Source organism: Mesorhizobium sp. WSM4983, assembly GCF_029625765.1.
Classification (GTDB): Bacteria; Pseudomonadota; Alphaproteobacteria; order Rhizobiales; family Rhizobiaceae; genus Mesorhizobium.
This window is the reverse complement of record NZ_JARTVM010000012.1, coordinates 71,775-85,556: the sequence shown is the minus strand read 5'-3', so window position 1 is coordinate 85,556 and position 13,782 is coordinate 71,775. Positions and strand designations below refer to the sequence as shown.

Sequence of the window (13,782 nt, the reverse complement as noted above, 5' to 3'; positions counted from 1 at the left end):
ACACTCGCACGCGCGAGTCGTCCGGTGATCAAGACCACGACCAGCGTGACGACATCGAAGCCGAAGGCCAAGGCCAAGGCTGAAACGGCCACAGCGAAGCCGAAAGCCGAGCCGAAAAAAAAGCCGGCGCGCGGCAAGAAGAAGCCGGCCAGCAAGGCATCGCCTCCTGTGGCGCCGAAGCCTGCTCCCAAGCCTGAGCCGGCACCACAGCCGAAGCCGGCGGAAGGCAACCGGGGCGGGGCATCGCCGAAACTGACCGAGCGCGACGTGCCGCGCGTGATCGCGATGCTGCGCCAGTGCGGCGGCATCAAGACGGTCGCGGCGGAGAAGCTGAACGTCGGCCGCACCACGCTCTACGCCTTCCTGAACGAGCATCCCGAAATCCAGGAGGCCGATTCCGAGATCGCCGACGAGTTGCTCGACGTTGCCGAGGGGCAGGTGGTGATCGCGCTTCGCTCTGGCGATTTGCAGACCGTGCGCTGGTACCTGGAGCTCAAAGGCAAGGACCGGGGCTATGTGCGCCGCGTCGAGCAGACCGGCAAGAATGGCGGCCCGGTCGAGACGCAAGCACGGGCAAACCCGAAAGACTACACCGACGAGGAGTTGGACGTCCTGATTGCGGCAGCGCAACGACGGAAGGCCGCCGAAGCGCAAGGGTGAATTGAATGGCGCAGAAGTCTGCCGCCGCCCGCGCGCCGCTCATTGCCCCCGACCTCGAAGACCTGCTGATCGAGCGAGACCGGCGCAAGGCCAAGGGATCGTTCGCCGAGTTCGTCAAGATGGCGTGGCTCGAACTCGAGCCGGAGACGCCGCTGGTCTGGAACTGGCACATGCAGGTGGTTTGCGACCATCTGCAAGCGCTGGTCGAGGGCAAGTTTCTCGAGCTGGGCCTCCGCAACCGCCTCGTCATCAACGTGCCGCCCGGCACATCGAAATCGCTGCTCGTCTCGGTGCTGTTGCAAGCCTGGGAGTGGGGACCGGCCGGCCGGCCCGGCATGCGGTATCTGTCGACGGCGTATAACGACGGGCCGGTCAATCGCGACACCCGCAAGTGCCGCGATCTGATCCTGTCTCGCTGGTACCAGGACCGCTGGCCCGAGGTTTATCTCAGCCGCAGGGCCGAGACCTCGTTTGCCAACAACAGCACCGGCACCCGCGAGGGCGTGGCGTTCGGCTCGCTCACCTCGCAGCGTGGCGATCGCCTGATCATCGACGATCCGCACTCGACCGAGACGGCGGAATCGGCGACCGAGCGCACCGCCACGACCCGCAAGTTTCGCGAGGGCGCGCAAAACCGCCTGAACGACCAGAAGCGCAGCGTGATCATCGTCATCATGCAGCGCCTGCATGAGGCCGACGTCACGGGCGTCATCCTCGACGGCAAGATGGATTACGTCCATCTGTGCCTGCCGATGCAGTTCGAGCCCGACCGCTGCTGCTATACCCCGGTCAAGGTTTCCAGTTCCGTCGGCGAGCCTATCCTGGCGCGCTATGACGCGAGCAAGCAGCACTGGTACGGCGAGAACGACAATCTGCCGGACGAGCGTCGCGCCGAGATCGAGGCGATCAAGCTCCAGCTCGTCTGGCGGCAGGATCCTCGCACCGTCGACGGCGAGATCCTCGATCCGATCCGCTTCCCGCCTGATGAGCTGAAACAGCTCTACAACGACATGACGTCGTATGCCGTCGCGGGCCAGTATCAGCAGCGGCCAGCGCCGCGCGCCGGCGGCATGTTCCAGCGCGCCTGGTTCGAGGGTCGCATCGTCAGGGCAGCGCCGAAGGGCACCATCTGGGTCCGCCATTGGGACTTGGCCGGCACGCGCGGCGGCACTGGCGCTCGCACCGCCGGCGTCAAACTCGGCCGCGATCCCGAGGGCCGCTACTATGTCGGCCATGTCGTGACGTTGCGCGAGGAAGGCAAGTCGGTCCGCAAGACGATCGAGACGCAGGCCGCGCTCGACGGCAAGACGGTCCACATCAGCCTGCCGCAAGATCCTGGGCAGGCCGGCAAGGCGCAGGTGCAGGATTTCGTCGCGCAGCTCGCCGGCTACAAGGTGCATGCCGAGGGCGAGACCGGCGACAAGGTCACGCGCGCCGAGCCGTTCGCGGCGCAATGCGAACACGGCAACGTCTACATCGTCGAAGGCGAGTGGAACACGCTCTACCTCGACGAACTCTGCCTGTTCCCAGCCTCCAAGCTGATGGACCAGGTCGACGCATCTTCCGGAGCCTTTACGAGGCTGCTCAACATCAAGGGGGCCATGGTGATCAGCGACGACGTTCTTCGGCGCGCTGCCCAGCCGGCGCCGCGATGATCAAGAAACTTTGGGGCGCATTGCGCCGTCGTTGGACACGCGGGCCAGTCGCCGACGTCCCTGCGTCGGCACCGCCGGCAGCAGTTCCTCCTGGAGCGCGTCCTCCCACGCGCATCTCGGATGCGATGCTGTCGGCGATCCGCGCGCAAGCGGCCGCACCGAAACAGCCGGTGCCGGTCTTCACCTTGCCCAAGCACCCGGATGGCGTGCTCCCGTCGGGCAACACCGGGCTTGCCATGGACAGCGCCGTCGGCGCGGTTCAAAGCTGGGCCAACGGCTTCGCGCTGAGCGGCTACTTCTCGGAGGGGATCACCTTCCTCGGCTACGCCTATCTCTCGGAGCTGGCGCAGCGCCCGGAATACCGGGTGATCTCCGAGACGATCGCCACCGAGATGACGCGCAAATGGATCCGCTTCACCTCGAACGACGGCGAGGACAAGGCCGACAAGATCGCGGAGCTGGAGGCCGAGTTCAAGCGCCTGAACGTGCGCGACATCTTCTGCCGCGCCGCCGAGCAGGATGGCTTCTTCGGCCGCGGTCACATCTACATCGACACCGGCGATACCGACGATGCCGACGAGCTGCAAAAGCCGATCGGCGACGGCTGGGACAAGCTCAGCGTCACCAAGTTCTCCAAGAAGCCGATCAAGGCGCTGCGCACCGTCGAGGCGGTCTGGTGCTATCCGACCAATTACAACTCGAGCGATCCGCTCAAGGACAATTGGTATCGGCCCGACAGCTGGTATGTGCAGGCCAAGATCGTCCACACCACGCGGCTGATCACCTTGATCGGGCGCGAGGTGCCCGACCTGTTGAAGCCGACCTATTCATTCGGCGGCCTGTCGCTGTCGCAGATGTGCAAGCCCTATGTCGACAACTGGCTGGAGACGCGCCAGTCGGTGAACGACATCATCTCGATGTTCAGCGTTTTCCTGCTGGCCACCAATCTCGGCGAGACGCTGCAAGCCGATGGCGATCAGCTCTTCCGGCGCGCCGAACTTTTCAATTTGGTCAGGTCCAATCGCGGCCTGATGATGATCGACAAGGATAGCGAGGACTTCAAGAACGTCGCGGCTCCGCTCTCCGGGCTCGACGTGCTCCAGGCGCAGGCGCAGGAGCACATGGCGTCGGTGAGCCACATTCCGCTGGTCAAGCTGCTCGGCGTCCAGCCGGCCGGTTTGAACGCCTCCTCCGAGGGCGAAATCCAGGTCTTCTACGACTACGTCCACTCCTTCCAGGAGCACCTGTTTCGCCAGCCGATACATCGCCTGCTTGGCCTGGTGATGACATCGCTCTGGGGCGAGCCCGATCCCGGCATCGACTTCGAGTTCGAAAAGCTCGAAGAGACCAATGAGAAGGAAGCGGCCGAGGTCGAAAAGACCAAGGCGGAGCGCGACGTAATCCTGATCGACGCCGGCGTGATTTCGCCTGAGGAATCGCGCCAGCGCGTTGCCGGCGATCCGGACTCAAACTTCTCCTCGATCGATGTCGAGGACATGCCCGACCTGCTCGAAGAGGAGGACGACGGCCTTGTGGTCAAGGGCAGCTCCGAGGAACGAGACGAGGCGGCTTGACGAGGCCCGCGAAATCCGACTCCGGCTGGTCGAGCTGGTGGGCATGAGCACGCCGGGCGAGATCGACCCTGACAAGTTCTTCCAAACCATTCTCGTGTTGGAACGGTTTGTTTGGGACGCGGGTGTTGCCAAGCCCGAGGAGCCGGCAGATAGTGCGGCTCCCGTCACTGACAACGCCGGCACCGCTTGATCACGCTCCACCTCTGGGAACTCCTCAAAGCACAGACGCCCGACGATCGCGAGATCGCCGAGACGCTGAGGGATCGTGATGTCCAGCCTGCAAAGTCGTCGGACGGCCAAGCGCAACGAAAAGGTGCTTCGCCCCGTCCGACCCAACGTCGGGATTGAGACGGCCTACAGGGGCCGCCTGACGCGCTTGATCGACGCCATGAGCGACAGCGTGGTCTACTGGCTGAAAGCCTCCTACCGGGCCAATACGCCCCGCATAGCGCAGGATGAAACGCCGGCGGAAGCGCTGCGCCGATCGATCCGCAAGCTTGCCGCGCAGTGGACCAAGCGCTTCGACGTCGCCGCGGTGAAGCTCGGCGACTATTTCGCGCTCTCGGTCGAGAAACGGTCGAGCGCCGCCTTGCGCAAGATCCTGCGCGACGGCGGCATCTCGGTCGAATTCAAGATGACGGCGGCGATGCGCGACGTCGTGGACGCGACGATCCACGCCAATGTGGCGCTGATCAGGTCGATCCCCTCGCAGTATTTCGACCAGGTCGAAGGCGCGGTGGTGCGGTCGGTGCAGACCGGCCGCGACCTTGCCGGCCTGGTGCAGGATCTCGAGCGCTATTCCGGCATCACCCGGCGCCGGGCCGCCTTCATCGCGCTTGACCAGAACAACAAGGCGACAGCGGCCTTCAACACGGCGCGCCAGCTCGAACTCGGTATCGATGAGGCTGAGTGGCACCATAGCGGCGGCGGCAAGGAACCTCGCCCCACGCATGTCCAGGCCGGCCGCGAAAAGGTCCGTTACAAGATTTCGACGGGCTGGTACGACCCGGCCGTCAAGCGCTTCATACGGCCGGGCGAGGAGCCCGGATGCCGCTGTGTCGCCAAGCCGATCATCAAGGGCTTTTCATGACCGAGGGGCGGGCGGTCACTGCGCTTTGTTTTCCTCCGCGACAAGGGCAAGGGTGCCGTCGAAAATCGAGTTGGTCGGATGGGCGTCGCACCAGTTCCGGAGCCACAGATCGACGGCAGCATTATCGAGCTCGATGCTGGGCTTCCCGGGGGCGCGCATCATGTTAACGGCGCTGAGATAGCCGAGCACCCAATTCATGAAGTTCGCGCTCTCGTCGAAAAACTTCCTGCCATCGGCCATTCTGAGAATGGCCTTGCCTGGATGGTTATCTCCCTCTGCAGCCACAAAGGCACCGCATGTCTTGAGGCCGTAGCTGTAGATAAACGCGTTGGCATTTTCTGCACGGCACGGCGCCGTCGCTAGACCGAGAACGAGAGCTGACACAATACAGCGAAACATCGAATTTCCTTCCTAAGCGGCGTGCAGCGTCGGGATTGCATCGATCTCGGCGCGGAGAGCCTTCTCGGCCTGCTCCAGATCATAGTTGCGCTGGAGGTTGAGCCAAAGCACCGGGCCGTTGCCGACCAGCTTTCCAATGCGGAGAGCCATCGCCACCGTGACGGGCTGCTTTTCGTCCAGGATGTCGTAGAGCGTGCGACGCGAAATGCCGAGCAGCTTCGCGATCTCGGTCTTCGACACATTGAGCGACGGAATGACGTCTTCGCGCAGAAGCTCGCCGGGATGCATCGCGGGCAGGCCGCGCTTGATGGGTGTCGTGTTCATCAGTGGTAATCCTCTAATTCGACTTCGGTTGCGTCTTCGCCGTCCCATGCAAACGTGATGCGGTAATTGCCTGTGACGCGGACCGAATAGCGGCCCTTGTCGCGGCCCGAGAGGCCGTGGAAGTGATAGCCGGGAAGGTCCATGTCCTGCGGCCGCGCCGCCGCTTCCAAGGCCCGCAGGATGCGAGCGACACGCTTGTCGTCCTGAACGCTGAGACCGCGTGCTTTGCCGGTTTCGAAGAAGCGTTGCAGGGCTTTGTTTCGGAACGTCTTGATCATGCTTAGAGTGTAAGGCGCTACCTTACATAAGTCAACCAAAGTGTGAGGTCAAGCCTTACATTTAAGGAGCGATTTTCGATGCCTGCGAAGTCTGAGGCCCAGCGCCGCGCCATGTACGCAGCGGCCGAGGGTCGAGGCGTGCTCGGCATCCCGAAGGCGGTCGGCGAAGAGTTCGTCGGCAAGGACAGCGCGGGGCAGGCGGCCTCGCTGATGCTGGTCGCGCCCGATGGCGATGTCCTGGTGCTCCGGCGCTCGTCGACCGATACCAGCTGGCCCGGCCATTGGTGCTGGCCCGGTGGCAAGTCGGATGAAGGCGAAGACGCCGAGACGACGGCGGCGCGCGAGACCACCGAGGAGATCGGCACGCTGCCGTCTGGCGCGCGCCAGCTCATCGATACGCGCGGCACCCCGAATGGCTGGGTGCATCATACCTTTGCTCAGGCCGTCGAGACGAAATTCGCGCCGGTGCTGACCGACGAACATTCCGGCTATGCCTGGGCTCCCCTGCGCTCGCTGCCCGAGCCGCTGCATCCGGGCCTGCGCGACATGCTGGGCGAGCGGCTTGGCATAGCGGCCGACATGTCGCCTGAGGCATGGGACTCGCTGCGCTCCAACTTCGTGAAGTGGACGAGGGGCGAAGACATCGTGATCGAGGGCGCTTGCCCGATTTGCGGCGGCACCGGCGAACTCGCTGGACCTGGGATGGTGTGCGACGAATGCCGCGGCACGGACGCGGTGGCACAGGCCAACGACGCGCTCGCCATGGATCGCAATAGCGTGCGCTCGTTCGACCAGGACGGCCATCTGCGCGTCGAGATGACGCCGATCTCAAAGGCCAACATCTGCCCCTACTATGGCCGCGAAATCCCGGACTTCGAGGCGCTGGCGCTCGATCCCGAGCGCATCTATCGCCTGTACCGCGATGCGGACGAGCTCGCGAAAGCCGCCCCGACCTTCGTCGGCAAGCCGCTCTTGCTCAAGCACATCCCGGTCAGCGCCAAGGAGCACCCGCGCGAAGCCGTGGTCGGCGCGCTCGGCGATGCCGTCGAGTTCCATGCCCCCTATCTCATGGCGCCGCTCAGCATCTGGGATGGCGCTGCAATCGCGCTGATCGAATCCGATCGGCAGAAAGAACTTTCGAGCAGCTATCGCTACCGGGCCGACATGACGCCCGGCACGCTGGCTGGAGAATCCTACGACGGCGTGATGCGGGACATTTCCGCCAATCACGTCGCCTTGGTCGAGGAAGGCCGCGCCGGGCCTGATGTTGTAGTCGGCGACAGCAAAATGGAGATCATCACGATGAAGAAAGCAGCACTGCTGTCGCGCATGGCGTCCGTCGCCCACGGCGCGATCCTTGCCCACGTCATGCCTAAGCTCGCCGCCGATCAGAAGATCGATGTCAGCGCGGCTCTCGCGGGCGTTACCGCCGAAAACTTCAAGGCCAAGCGCCCCGCTATCCTCAAGGCAGTCGGTAAGGCCGCCGAGGGCAAGCTCGCCACCGACGCCAAGCTCGACGGTCTCGAGGGGGTTCTCGTCGCGCTCGACGAGGTGGAGGTCCAGGAAGCCATGGACGAAGACGACGAGGAGGAGGACGACAAGAAGAAGAAAGCCGAGGACTCCGAAGAGGAGGAGGACGAGGACGAGAAGAAGAAAAAGGCCGAAGACGGCGACGAGGACGATGACGACAAGGTCGACAAGAAGGCCATGGACGCGGCAATCGCCGCGGCTGTGGTGCAGGCCAAGACCGAGGTCCGCGCCGAGATGCTCAAATCGGCCGCCGAAGTGCGCGCCGCCGAGGAGGCCGTTCGTCCCTACATCGGCAAGCTCGCCATGGCCCATGATAGCTCGGATGCCGTCTATCGCACCGCGCTCACCTCACTCGGCGTCAACATCGATGGTGTCCATCCCTCGGCACTGCCGGCCATTCTCAAGGCCCAGCCGCTACCTAGCGTCGGCGCACCGAAGAAGCCGGCCGTCGCCCTGGACGCTGCCGGGGTGAACTCGTTCTACGAGCTTTTCCCAGCCGCCAAGACCCACATCGTCAAGTCGCTCTAAGGCGAGCGGCTTTCCCTTCCAAGCCCGTCGAGCCGGCCAGCAAGCCGGCTCTTTTCATTTAGGAGATCGCCCATGTCTGGGTTCCAGACGCAGGTTGCCTACAATCCCGCCCCCGCTGTCGAGGGCGATTTCGCTTCCACCAATCCCCGCTCTACAGTCCTTGCCGCCGCTGGCGCGCTGGTCTGCGGCGCGCTAGGTGCTGTCATCGGCCGCTTCGCCTGGCTGAGTTATGTCCAAGCCGACAGCGACAATGCGCCGGCCGTGGTCAACACCTTCGGCACCGGCCCGGTCGCAGGCTTCGTCCATCGCGAGCAGCAGGGCCTGATCGAGCAATACCTGCAGGAATCGACGATGCTGGTCCCGGCCGGCTTTCCCATCACCGTCTTCGATGGAGGCGATTTCTGGGTGAAGAACGCCGGCGCGACGCCTGCCCTGGTCGGCCAGAAGGTCTACGCCAACTATGCCGATGGCACGGCGACCGCTGCTCCGTCCGGCTCGCCGAATGGCGCGACCACTTCGGCCGGCTCCATTGCAGCCGGGACCAGCGGCTTCCTGGGCTCCATCGTCGGCAATGTGCTGACGGTCACGACGGTCAACTCGGGCACGATCTGCCCCGGCACCACGATCTCGGGCACCGACGTCGTCTCCGGCACCAAGATCATACAGCAACTCACTGGTACCCCGGGCGGTGTGGGCACGTATGCGGTCAACATCCCCGACCAGGACGTCGACCCCGGTACAGAGATTTCCGGCACCTATGGCGTGTTCACGGCGGGCGGCACGATCGTTGGCGTCTTCGGCGTCGGCGACACGCTGACCGGCGCTGGCATCACCGCCGTCACCACTATTACCCAGCAGCTCACTGGCCCAGCCGGTGGCGCTGGCACCTATGCGGTCGATGTCAACACCATAGTCAACGCGGCTGCGCTCACCGCGGCCACCAATGTTGAAACTAAGTGGACCGTGCGTTCCTTCGCGCAGCCCGGCGAGCTGATGAAGATCAGCTCTTGGCCTCAGGGCTAAACCCGCCGTCAATCTCGAAACCATGCGCCGCAAGTCGGCGATCTGTGAGGATAACCACCATGAAATTTCACGACTTCGATCAGGCCGCTGCGGCGTGGACTCAGCATCGCTCGATGTTCGAGCAGGCCGGTATCTACCTTCCCGATGCACGCGCCTACATCGTCGAGGCGTTCCGCACCAATCATCTCGCGATGGATGCACAGCCTCAGCTAGCGACAGCACCGAACGCCGGCATTCCGGCGTTCCTCACCACGCTTGTGGATCCTGAGGTCTACCGCATCCTTTTCGCCCCAACCAAAGCTGCCGAAATCTTCGGCGAAATTCGAAAGGGCACTTGGATCGACCAGACGGCGATGTTCCCCGTCGTTGAGCAGACCGGCGAAGTGTCGAGCTATGGCGACTACAACGACAACGGCAGAGCCGGCGCCAACATGAATTGGCCGCAGCGCCAGTCCTATCTGTTCCAGACGATTTCCGAGTATGGCGAGCTGGAAATCGAGCGCGCCGGCCTTGGCCGCGTCAATTGGGTTGGCGAGGTGGATGGCGCCGGCGTCACGGTGCTCGCACGATTCCTCAACACGACCTACTTCAAGGGCGTGCAGGGCTTGCAGAACTATGGCCTTCTCAACGATCCGAACCTGGCGGCTCCGATCACCCCGGCGCCGAAGGCTTACGGCGGCGTGAAATGGATCAACAACGGCCAGATCGTCGCCACCGCGAATGAGATCTATTCCGACCTCCAATCACTGTGGCTGCAGCTCGTTACCCAGACAGCCGGCCTGGTCGACCAGAACACCAAGATGACACTGGCCATGTCGCCGGAATCGCAGCTTGCCATGACCGCGACCAACTCGTTCAACGTCAATGTTGAGGACCTGCTCAAGAAAAACTTCCCGAACCTTCGCGTCGTCTCGGCGGTGCAATATAGGGCGGAGACAGCGATCAACCCGACGGGCATCTCAGCCGGCAACGTGGTTCAGTTCATTGCCGACGGCATCGATGGTCAGCAGACCGGCTATTGTGCGTTTAACGAAAAGCTCCGCGCTCATCCAATCGTGCGCGCGCTCTCCTCGTGGAAAAAGAAAATGTCCAGCGGCACCTGGGGCGCGATCATCCGGCAGCCGACGGGCATTTCCCAGATGGTGGGCGTTTAGATGGCGTAGAGATAGTATTGCGCGCCCCAATACGAGCCGCATTCATCCACTGGTTTGGGGCTGGGACGAAGTAGGCTTGCGCCTAAGGCGTTCCAGACAGGCGACCGCTGCACGGCTTCAAGGATTGCAGGAACACTACAGCGTCATACGGCAACAACATACGCGCTTGTGCCGCAAGTCTGCTCACCAGTTCTTGTTGGCGGGCAATGATTTGCTCGCCTTCACGGTCTCTGCCATCTCGACTGGTGTTCCCGTCGGCATAGCACCTATCGGCGCTTGATCTCCGCACCGTGGGCGATCAAACCTGCCTCGTCCGTGGTTCCAGCCTGAAAGCGCCGAGCAGAATTGAAGCTAACCATTCCCTCTCAGCAGCATGCGCGTTAACCGCGAGAACCTTTTTCAAGACGCGTTCAATCATGGCCATATCATCTGGTCCGATGTTTCCTTGGGATCAAAGCCGCTGCCGGCTCCGCAGCTTGTCCTGCCTGCTTGCCGGCTGCCGCGGGGGTTTTGCCTGCGCTGTGCTGGCTTGAGGCTCGGCTGCTGCAGCGGCGCAAGGCAGTTTACGGACAGCGAGTGGCCAATGTCTCATCCAAAATGAATGAGGCTTGAAGCATCATGATATTTGTATTATCCATTGATACCGCAGACTCAGACAAAGGTTCTGGCCGATGATCACTGCTGCGCAGATGCGCGCCGCGAGGGCGTTGGCCGGTATCGACCAGCGAACTCTTGCCGAGCGCGCCGGAGTTTCGCTTCCGACGATACAGCGCATGGAGGCGAGCGAGGGTGTCGTGCGAGGCGTTGTCGACACGTTGATGAAGGTCATCCAGGCCCTTGACGAGGTTGGCGTGGAACTGATCGGCGAGAACCAGACCAGCGAGCGCGGCGGCAGGGGCGTACGCCTCAAGGCCACCGTGGCGCAGAACCCGCAAGGCTGAGCCGCAACCGCATCCGCCCCGGAAACCCTTGCCGGTTTCGGGCAGCGCAATGCGGGGTCGCAACAGTTATCGCGACGGCGACCGCCGACATGCAGCCGACGATCCCGCCGCCCTTTGGAGCGGAATATGGTCATGGATCAGGCTCGGCCTGCAATTCACCATCAAGCACGGCCGACATTCGCCGAGCTGTTCACACCAAAGCTGGTGACGGTGCTGCGCGAGGGCTACCACCTCAAGCAGCTGAGGGCGGATGTGATCGCCGGCCTGACAGTCGCCATCGTGGCGCTGCCGCTGTCGATGGCGATCGCGATCGCCTCGCATGTGGAGCCCGAGCGCGGACTGTTTACGGCGATCATCGGCGGTTCCATCGTCGGCGCGCTTGGCGGCAGCAGGTTCCAGATCGGCGGGCCGGCCGGCGCCTTCATCGTGGTCGTGGCCTCCGCTGTCGATCAGCACGGCGTTGACGGACTGATCCTGGCAATGCTCATGGCCGGCGCCTTCCTGCTCGCGGCCGGTTATCTGAGGCTCGGCGCCTATGTGAAATTCATTCCCTATCCGGTGACCGTTGGTTTCACCGCGGGCATTGCCGTGATCATTCTGTCCAGCCAGTTGCATGACCTGTTCGGCCTCACTCTGCCGGGGAAGGAGCCCGGCGACCTGTTGCCCAGGCTTATCGCACTTGGCAGGGCGGCCGGAACGGTAAATCCAGCGGCCATTGCCGTCGCCACGCTGACGATAGGGATCATCGTGGGCATGAAGCGCTGGCGGCCTTCATGGCCCGGCCTCCTGGTCGCGGTGGCGGCGGCCTCGCTCGCCACGACGCTTCTCGGCCTTCCCGTCGAAACGATCGGCACCCAGTTCGGCGGCATTCCGCGGATCTTGCCCGACCCGACTCTGCCGGCCTTCGACGCGCATAAGCTCGTCTCCGCAATACCCGACGCAATTTCCTTTGCCCTGCTCGGAGCAATCGAATCGCTGCTGTCGGCCGTGGTCGCGGACGGCATGACCGGCCGACGGCACCGCTCCAACTGCGAACTGGTGGCGCAGGGCATCGCCAATATCGGCTCGGCGCTGTTCGGCGGGATCTGCGTGACCGGACTGATCGCGCGCACGGCGACCAACATCCGCGCCGGCGCGCATGGACCGTTGTCGGGGATATTCCATTCCGCCTTTCTGCTGCTGTTCATGGTGGTGGCTGCCCCGCTTGCCAGCTACATCCCGCTGGCGGCGCTCGCCGGGGTGCTGGCCACCGTGGCCTGGAACATGGTGGAGAAGCCCGCCTTCTTGGCGCTGATCCGATCGTCCTGGGGCGATGCCCTGGTGCTGCTGGTAACCTTCGGACTTGTCATCTTCCGCGACCTCACCACCGGCATCGTGATCGGTTTTGCGCTGGGCGCCTTGCTGTTCATCGGTAGGATGGCACGTTCGGTCGAGGTAGAAGCGCATGTCCCGCCGGTGACGGACGACCGCGCCGATGATGAGAACGGCGGCCGCCTCGCCTACGATCTTGGCTCAGCCACGGATCCCGACACCGTCATCTATCGCATATCCGGTGCTTTCTTCTTCGGCGCGGCGGCAACGGTCGCCACGGTGCTCGACCGCATCGCGGACCAGAGCAAGAACTTCATACTCGACTGCTCGGCAGTGCCTTTTCTCGATTCGACCGCGGCAAACGTGATTGAAAGCACCGTGCACAAGGCAGGGCGGGCCGGAGGACGCTTCATCATCGCGGGCGCCTCGTCGCAGGTGAGGCGCACACTGATAAGCCATGGCGTCAAGCGGCCGCTGGTGACCTATGCCGCCTCGATCCGTGACGCGCGGGCGCAGCTGGACGAAAAAGCGGAGACGCGGCTCGGCTAGCTTCGGATTGGCGCGCGCGGCGATCAGGCAGCAGGGGACGGAAGGCTTTGGCGTACGAGTTCGGGGCTCTGACTAAACGGGACTGAGGTGGGTAGCGAGCAGTCGAGCCGTCCCGACTCTTCTATGCCCGAGGCACAAACAGCGCCCGATTATCACCCAGACCGAACTCTCCGGCAATCGGCGATTGGATTCGGCGAGGGGCACCATCATCTTCGCGGATGCTCTGAGCAAAACGGCCGCCCACGGCTGTGAGCTGCGTTCGATTCCCAGCATCCGCTCCACTGACGCCATCGGCGACGGCCACCGTTTTTCCACCAACCGGAGTAAATCAATGTCCACGACTGTCACTGTTGCCTGCAAGCTTCCGCATGGCCTCGTTCTGCGCCTTCACGAGATGGTCGAGCAGAACGAACCGACCGCCGGCGGCAGCTTTCGGAAGGTGAAACGCGCCCAGGTCATCGGCGAGCCCGTTGTCCTGAAAGGCTACCTGCGCCGCTTCGACCGCCGCAAGGAGCCCGCCCCGATGGCCCAGGACAGCGACTACGCCCTGACCTATGGCGTCGATGCTGATTTCTTCAAGAAGTGGCTCGAGCAGAACAAGGACCTCGACGCGGTCAGGAACAACCTCGTCTGGGCCCATACCGAGACTGACATGGTCGAGGGCTTCATCAAGGAGCATGAGGCGCAGAAGTCGGGACTCGAGCCGATCGATCCCCACAACCTGCCGCGTGGCATCCAGGCCTACAAGGCGGATGCCGCGGCCTGA

14 protein-coding genes are annotated in these 13,782 nt (G+C 63.5%); 11 read left to right on the top strand and 3 right to left on the bottom strand.

Annotated elements, in window-relative coordinates; genetic code table 11:
- Positions 1-24 precede the first annotated feature (24 nt).
- The 5 genes from P9254_RS25285 to P9254_RS25265 all read left to right on the top strand — a co-directional run bounded on the left by P9254_RS25285 (position 25) and on the right by P9254_RS25265 (position 4,979).
- Complete coding sequence (locus P9254_RS25285) at positions 25-660, top strand: helix-turn-helix domain-containing protein (RefSeq protein WP_095825876.1); 636 nt, start codon at positions 25-27, stop codon at positions 658-660.
- A gap of 5 nt (positions 661-665) precedes the next feature.
- Complete coding sequence (gene terL / locus P9254_RS25280) at positions 666-2,315, top strand: phage terminase large subunit (protein ID WP_245322458.1); 1,650 nt, start codon at positions 666-668, stop codon at positions 2,313-2,315.
- A 125-nt stretch (positions 2,316-2,440) separates the two neighbouring features.
- Entirely contained in the window at positions 2,441-3,889 is a 1,449-nt protein-coding gene (locus P9254_RS25275) for a DUF1073 domain-containing protein (RefSeq protein ID WP_095825877.1), read from the top strand.
- 43 nt (positions 3,890-3,932) lie between these two features.
- Positions 3,933-4,079: a hypothetical protein gene (locus P9254_RS25270; RefSeq protein ID WP_164747237.1), complete on the top strand. Its 147-nt coding sequence runs from the start codon at positions 3,933-3,935 to the stop codon at positions 4,077-4,079.
- 198 nt (positions 4,080-4,277) lie between these two features.
- Positions 4,278-4,979: a phage head morphogenesis protein gene (locus tag P9254_RS25265; RefSeq protein ID WP_095825936.1), complete on the top strand. Its 702-nt coding sequence runs from the start codon at positions 4,278-4,280 to the stop codon at positions 4,977-4,979.
- 15 nt (positions 4,980-4,994) lie between these two features.
- Here the strand turns inward: P9254_RS25265 and P9254_RS25260 are convergent, their stop codons facing one another.
- From P9254_RS25260 to P9254_RS25250, 3 genes are read right to left on the bottom strand one after another with little or no spacing between them, the layout of a single operon-like run.
- Entirely contained in the window at positions 4,995-5,378 is a 384-nt protein-coding gene (locus P9254_RS25260; RefSeq protein WP_127323413.1) for a hypothetical protein, read from the bottom strand.
- 12 nt (positions 5,379-5,390) lie between these two features.
- Complete coding sequence (locus P9254_RS25255) at positions 5,391-5,702, bottom strand: HigA family addiction module antitoxin (RefSeq protein ID WP_095825879.1); 312 nt, start codon at positions 5,700-5,702, stop codon at positions 5,391-5,393.
- The gene (locus tag P9254_RS25250; RefSeq protein ID WP_095825880.1) at positions 5,702-5,980 is read right to left on the bottom strand and encodes a type II toxin-antitoxin system RelE/ParE family toxin; all 279 of its coding nucleotides are present in this window, start codon (positions 5,978-5,980) and stop codon (positions 5,702-5,704) included. The genes P9254_RS25255 and P9254_RS25250 overlap by 1 nt, the downstream gene beginning before the upstream one ends.
- Positions 5,981-6,058: 78 nt before the next feature.
- On the opposite strand from P9254_RS25250, the gene P9254_RS25245 reads away from it, so the two are divergent.
- From P9254_RS25245 to P9254_RS25220, 6 genes are all read left to right on the top strand, one after another.
- Positions 6,059-8,038: a DUF2213 domain-containing protein gene (locus P9254_RS25245; protein ID WP_278055476.1), complete on the top strand. Its 1,980-nt coding sequence runs from the start codon at positions 6,059-6,061 to the stop codon at positions 8,036-8,038.
- Positions 8,039-8,110: 72 nt separating this feature from the next.
- Complete coding sequence (locus P9254_RS25240; protein WP_095825882.1) at positions 8,111-9,061, top strand: structural cement protein Gp24; 951 nt, start codon at positions 8,111-8,113, stop codon at positions 9,059-9,061.
- Positions 8,995-10,215, top strand: a complete 1,221-nt coding sequence (locus P9254_RS25235; protein ID WP_278055473.1) for a hypothetical protein — start codon at positions 8,995-8,997, stop codon at positions 10,213-10,215. Before P9254_RS25240 ends, P9254_RS25235 begins: the two co-directional genes overlap by 67 nt.
- A gap of 671 nt (positions 10,216-10,886) precedes the next feature.
- Positions 10,887-11,156, top strand: coding sequence for a helix-turn-helix domain-containing protein (locus tag P9254_RS25230; RefSeq protein ID WP_095825883.1), 270 nt, complete (start codon positions 10,887-10,889; stop codon positions 11,154-11,156).
- Positions 11,157-11,288: 132 nt separating this feature from the next.
- Positions 11,289-13,016 carry a SulP family inorganic anion transporter gene (locus P9254_RS25225; protein ID WP_095825938.1) on the top strand — a complete coding sequence of 576 codons (1,728 nt, stop codon included), beginning with the start codon at positions 11,289-11,291 and terminating at the stop codon, positions 13,014-13,016.
- Between the two features lie 184 nt (positions 13,017-13,200).
- Complete coding sequence (locus P9254_RS25220) at positions 13,201-13,782, top strand: hypothetical protein (RefSeq protein WP_095825884.1); 582 nt, start codon at positions 13,201-13,203, stop codon at positions 13,780-13,782.

Bases quoted from the DNA above. Each gene is read 5' to 3' on its own strand.
- terL (WP_245322458.1), top strand. From the start codon at position 666: ATGGCGCAGAAGTCTGCCGCCGCCCGCGCGCCGCTCATTGCCCCCGAC.
- P9254_RS25275 (WP_095825877.1), top strand. From the start codon at position 2,441: ATGCTGTCGGCGATCCGCGCGCAAGCGGCCGCACCGAAACAGCCGGTG.
- P9254_RS25270 (WP_164747237.1), top strand. From the start codon at position 3,933: ATGAGCACGCCGGGCGAGATCGACCCTGACAAGTTCTTCCAAACCATT.
- P9254_RS25265 (WP_095825936.1), top strand. From the start codon at position 4,278: ATGAGCGACAGCGTGGTCTACTGGCTGAAAGCCTCCTACCGGGCCAAT.
- P9254_RS25260 (WP_127323413.1), bottom strand. From the start codon at position 5,378: ATGTTTCGCTGTATTGTGTCAGCTCTCGTTCTCGGTCTAGCGACGGCG.
- P9254_RS25255 (WP_095825879.1), bottom strand. From the start codon at position 5,702: ATGAACACGACACCCATCAAGCGCGGCCTGCCCGCGATGCATCCCGGC.
- P9254_RS25250 (WP_095825880.1), bottom strand. From the start codon at position 5,980: ATGATCAAGACGTTCCGAAACAAAGCCCTGCAACGCTTCTTCGAAACC.
- P9254_RS25245 (WP_278055476.1), top strand. From the start codon at position 6,059: ATGCCTGCGAAGTCTGAGGCCCAGCGCCGCGCCATGTACGCAGCGGCC.
- P9254_RS25240 (WP_095825882.1), top strand. From the start codon at position 8,111: ATGTCTGGGTTCCAGACGCAGGTTGCCTACAATCCCGCCCCCGCTGTC.
- P9254_RS25230 (WP_095825883.1), top strand. From the start codon at position 10,887: ATGATCACTGCTGCGCAGATGCGCGCCGCGAGGGCGTTGGCCGGTATC.
- P9254_RS25225 (WP_095825938.1), top strand. From the start codon at position 11,289: ATGGATCAGGCTCGGCCTGCAATTCACCATCAAGCACGGCCGACATTC.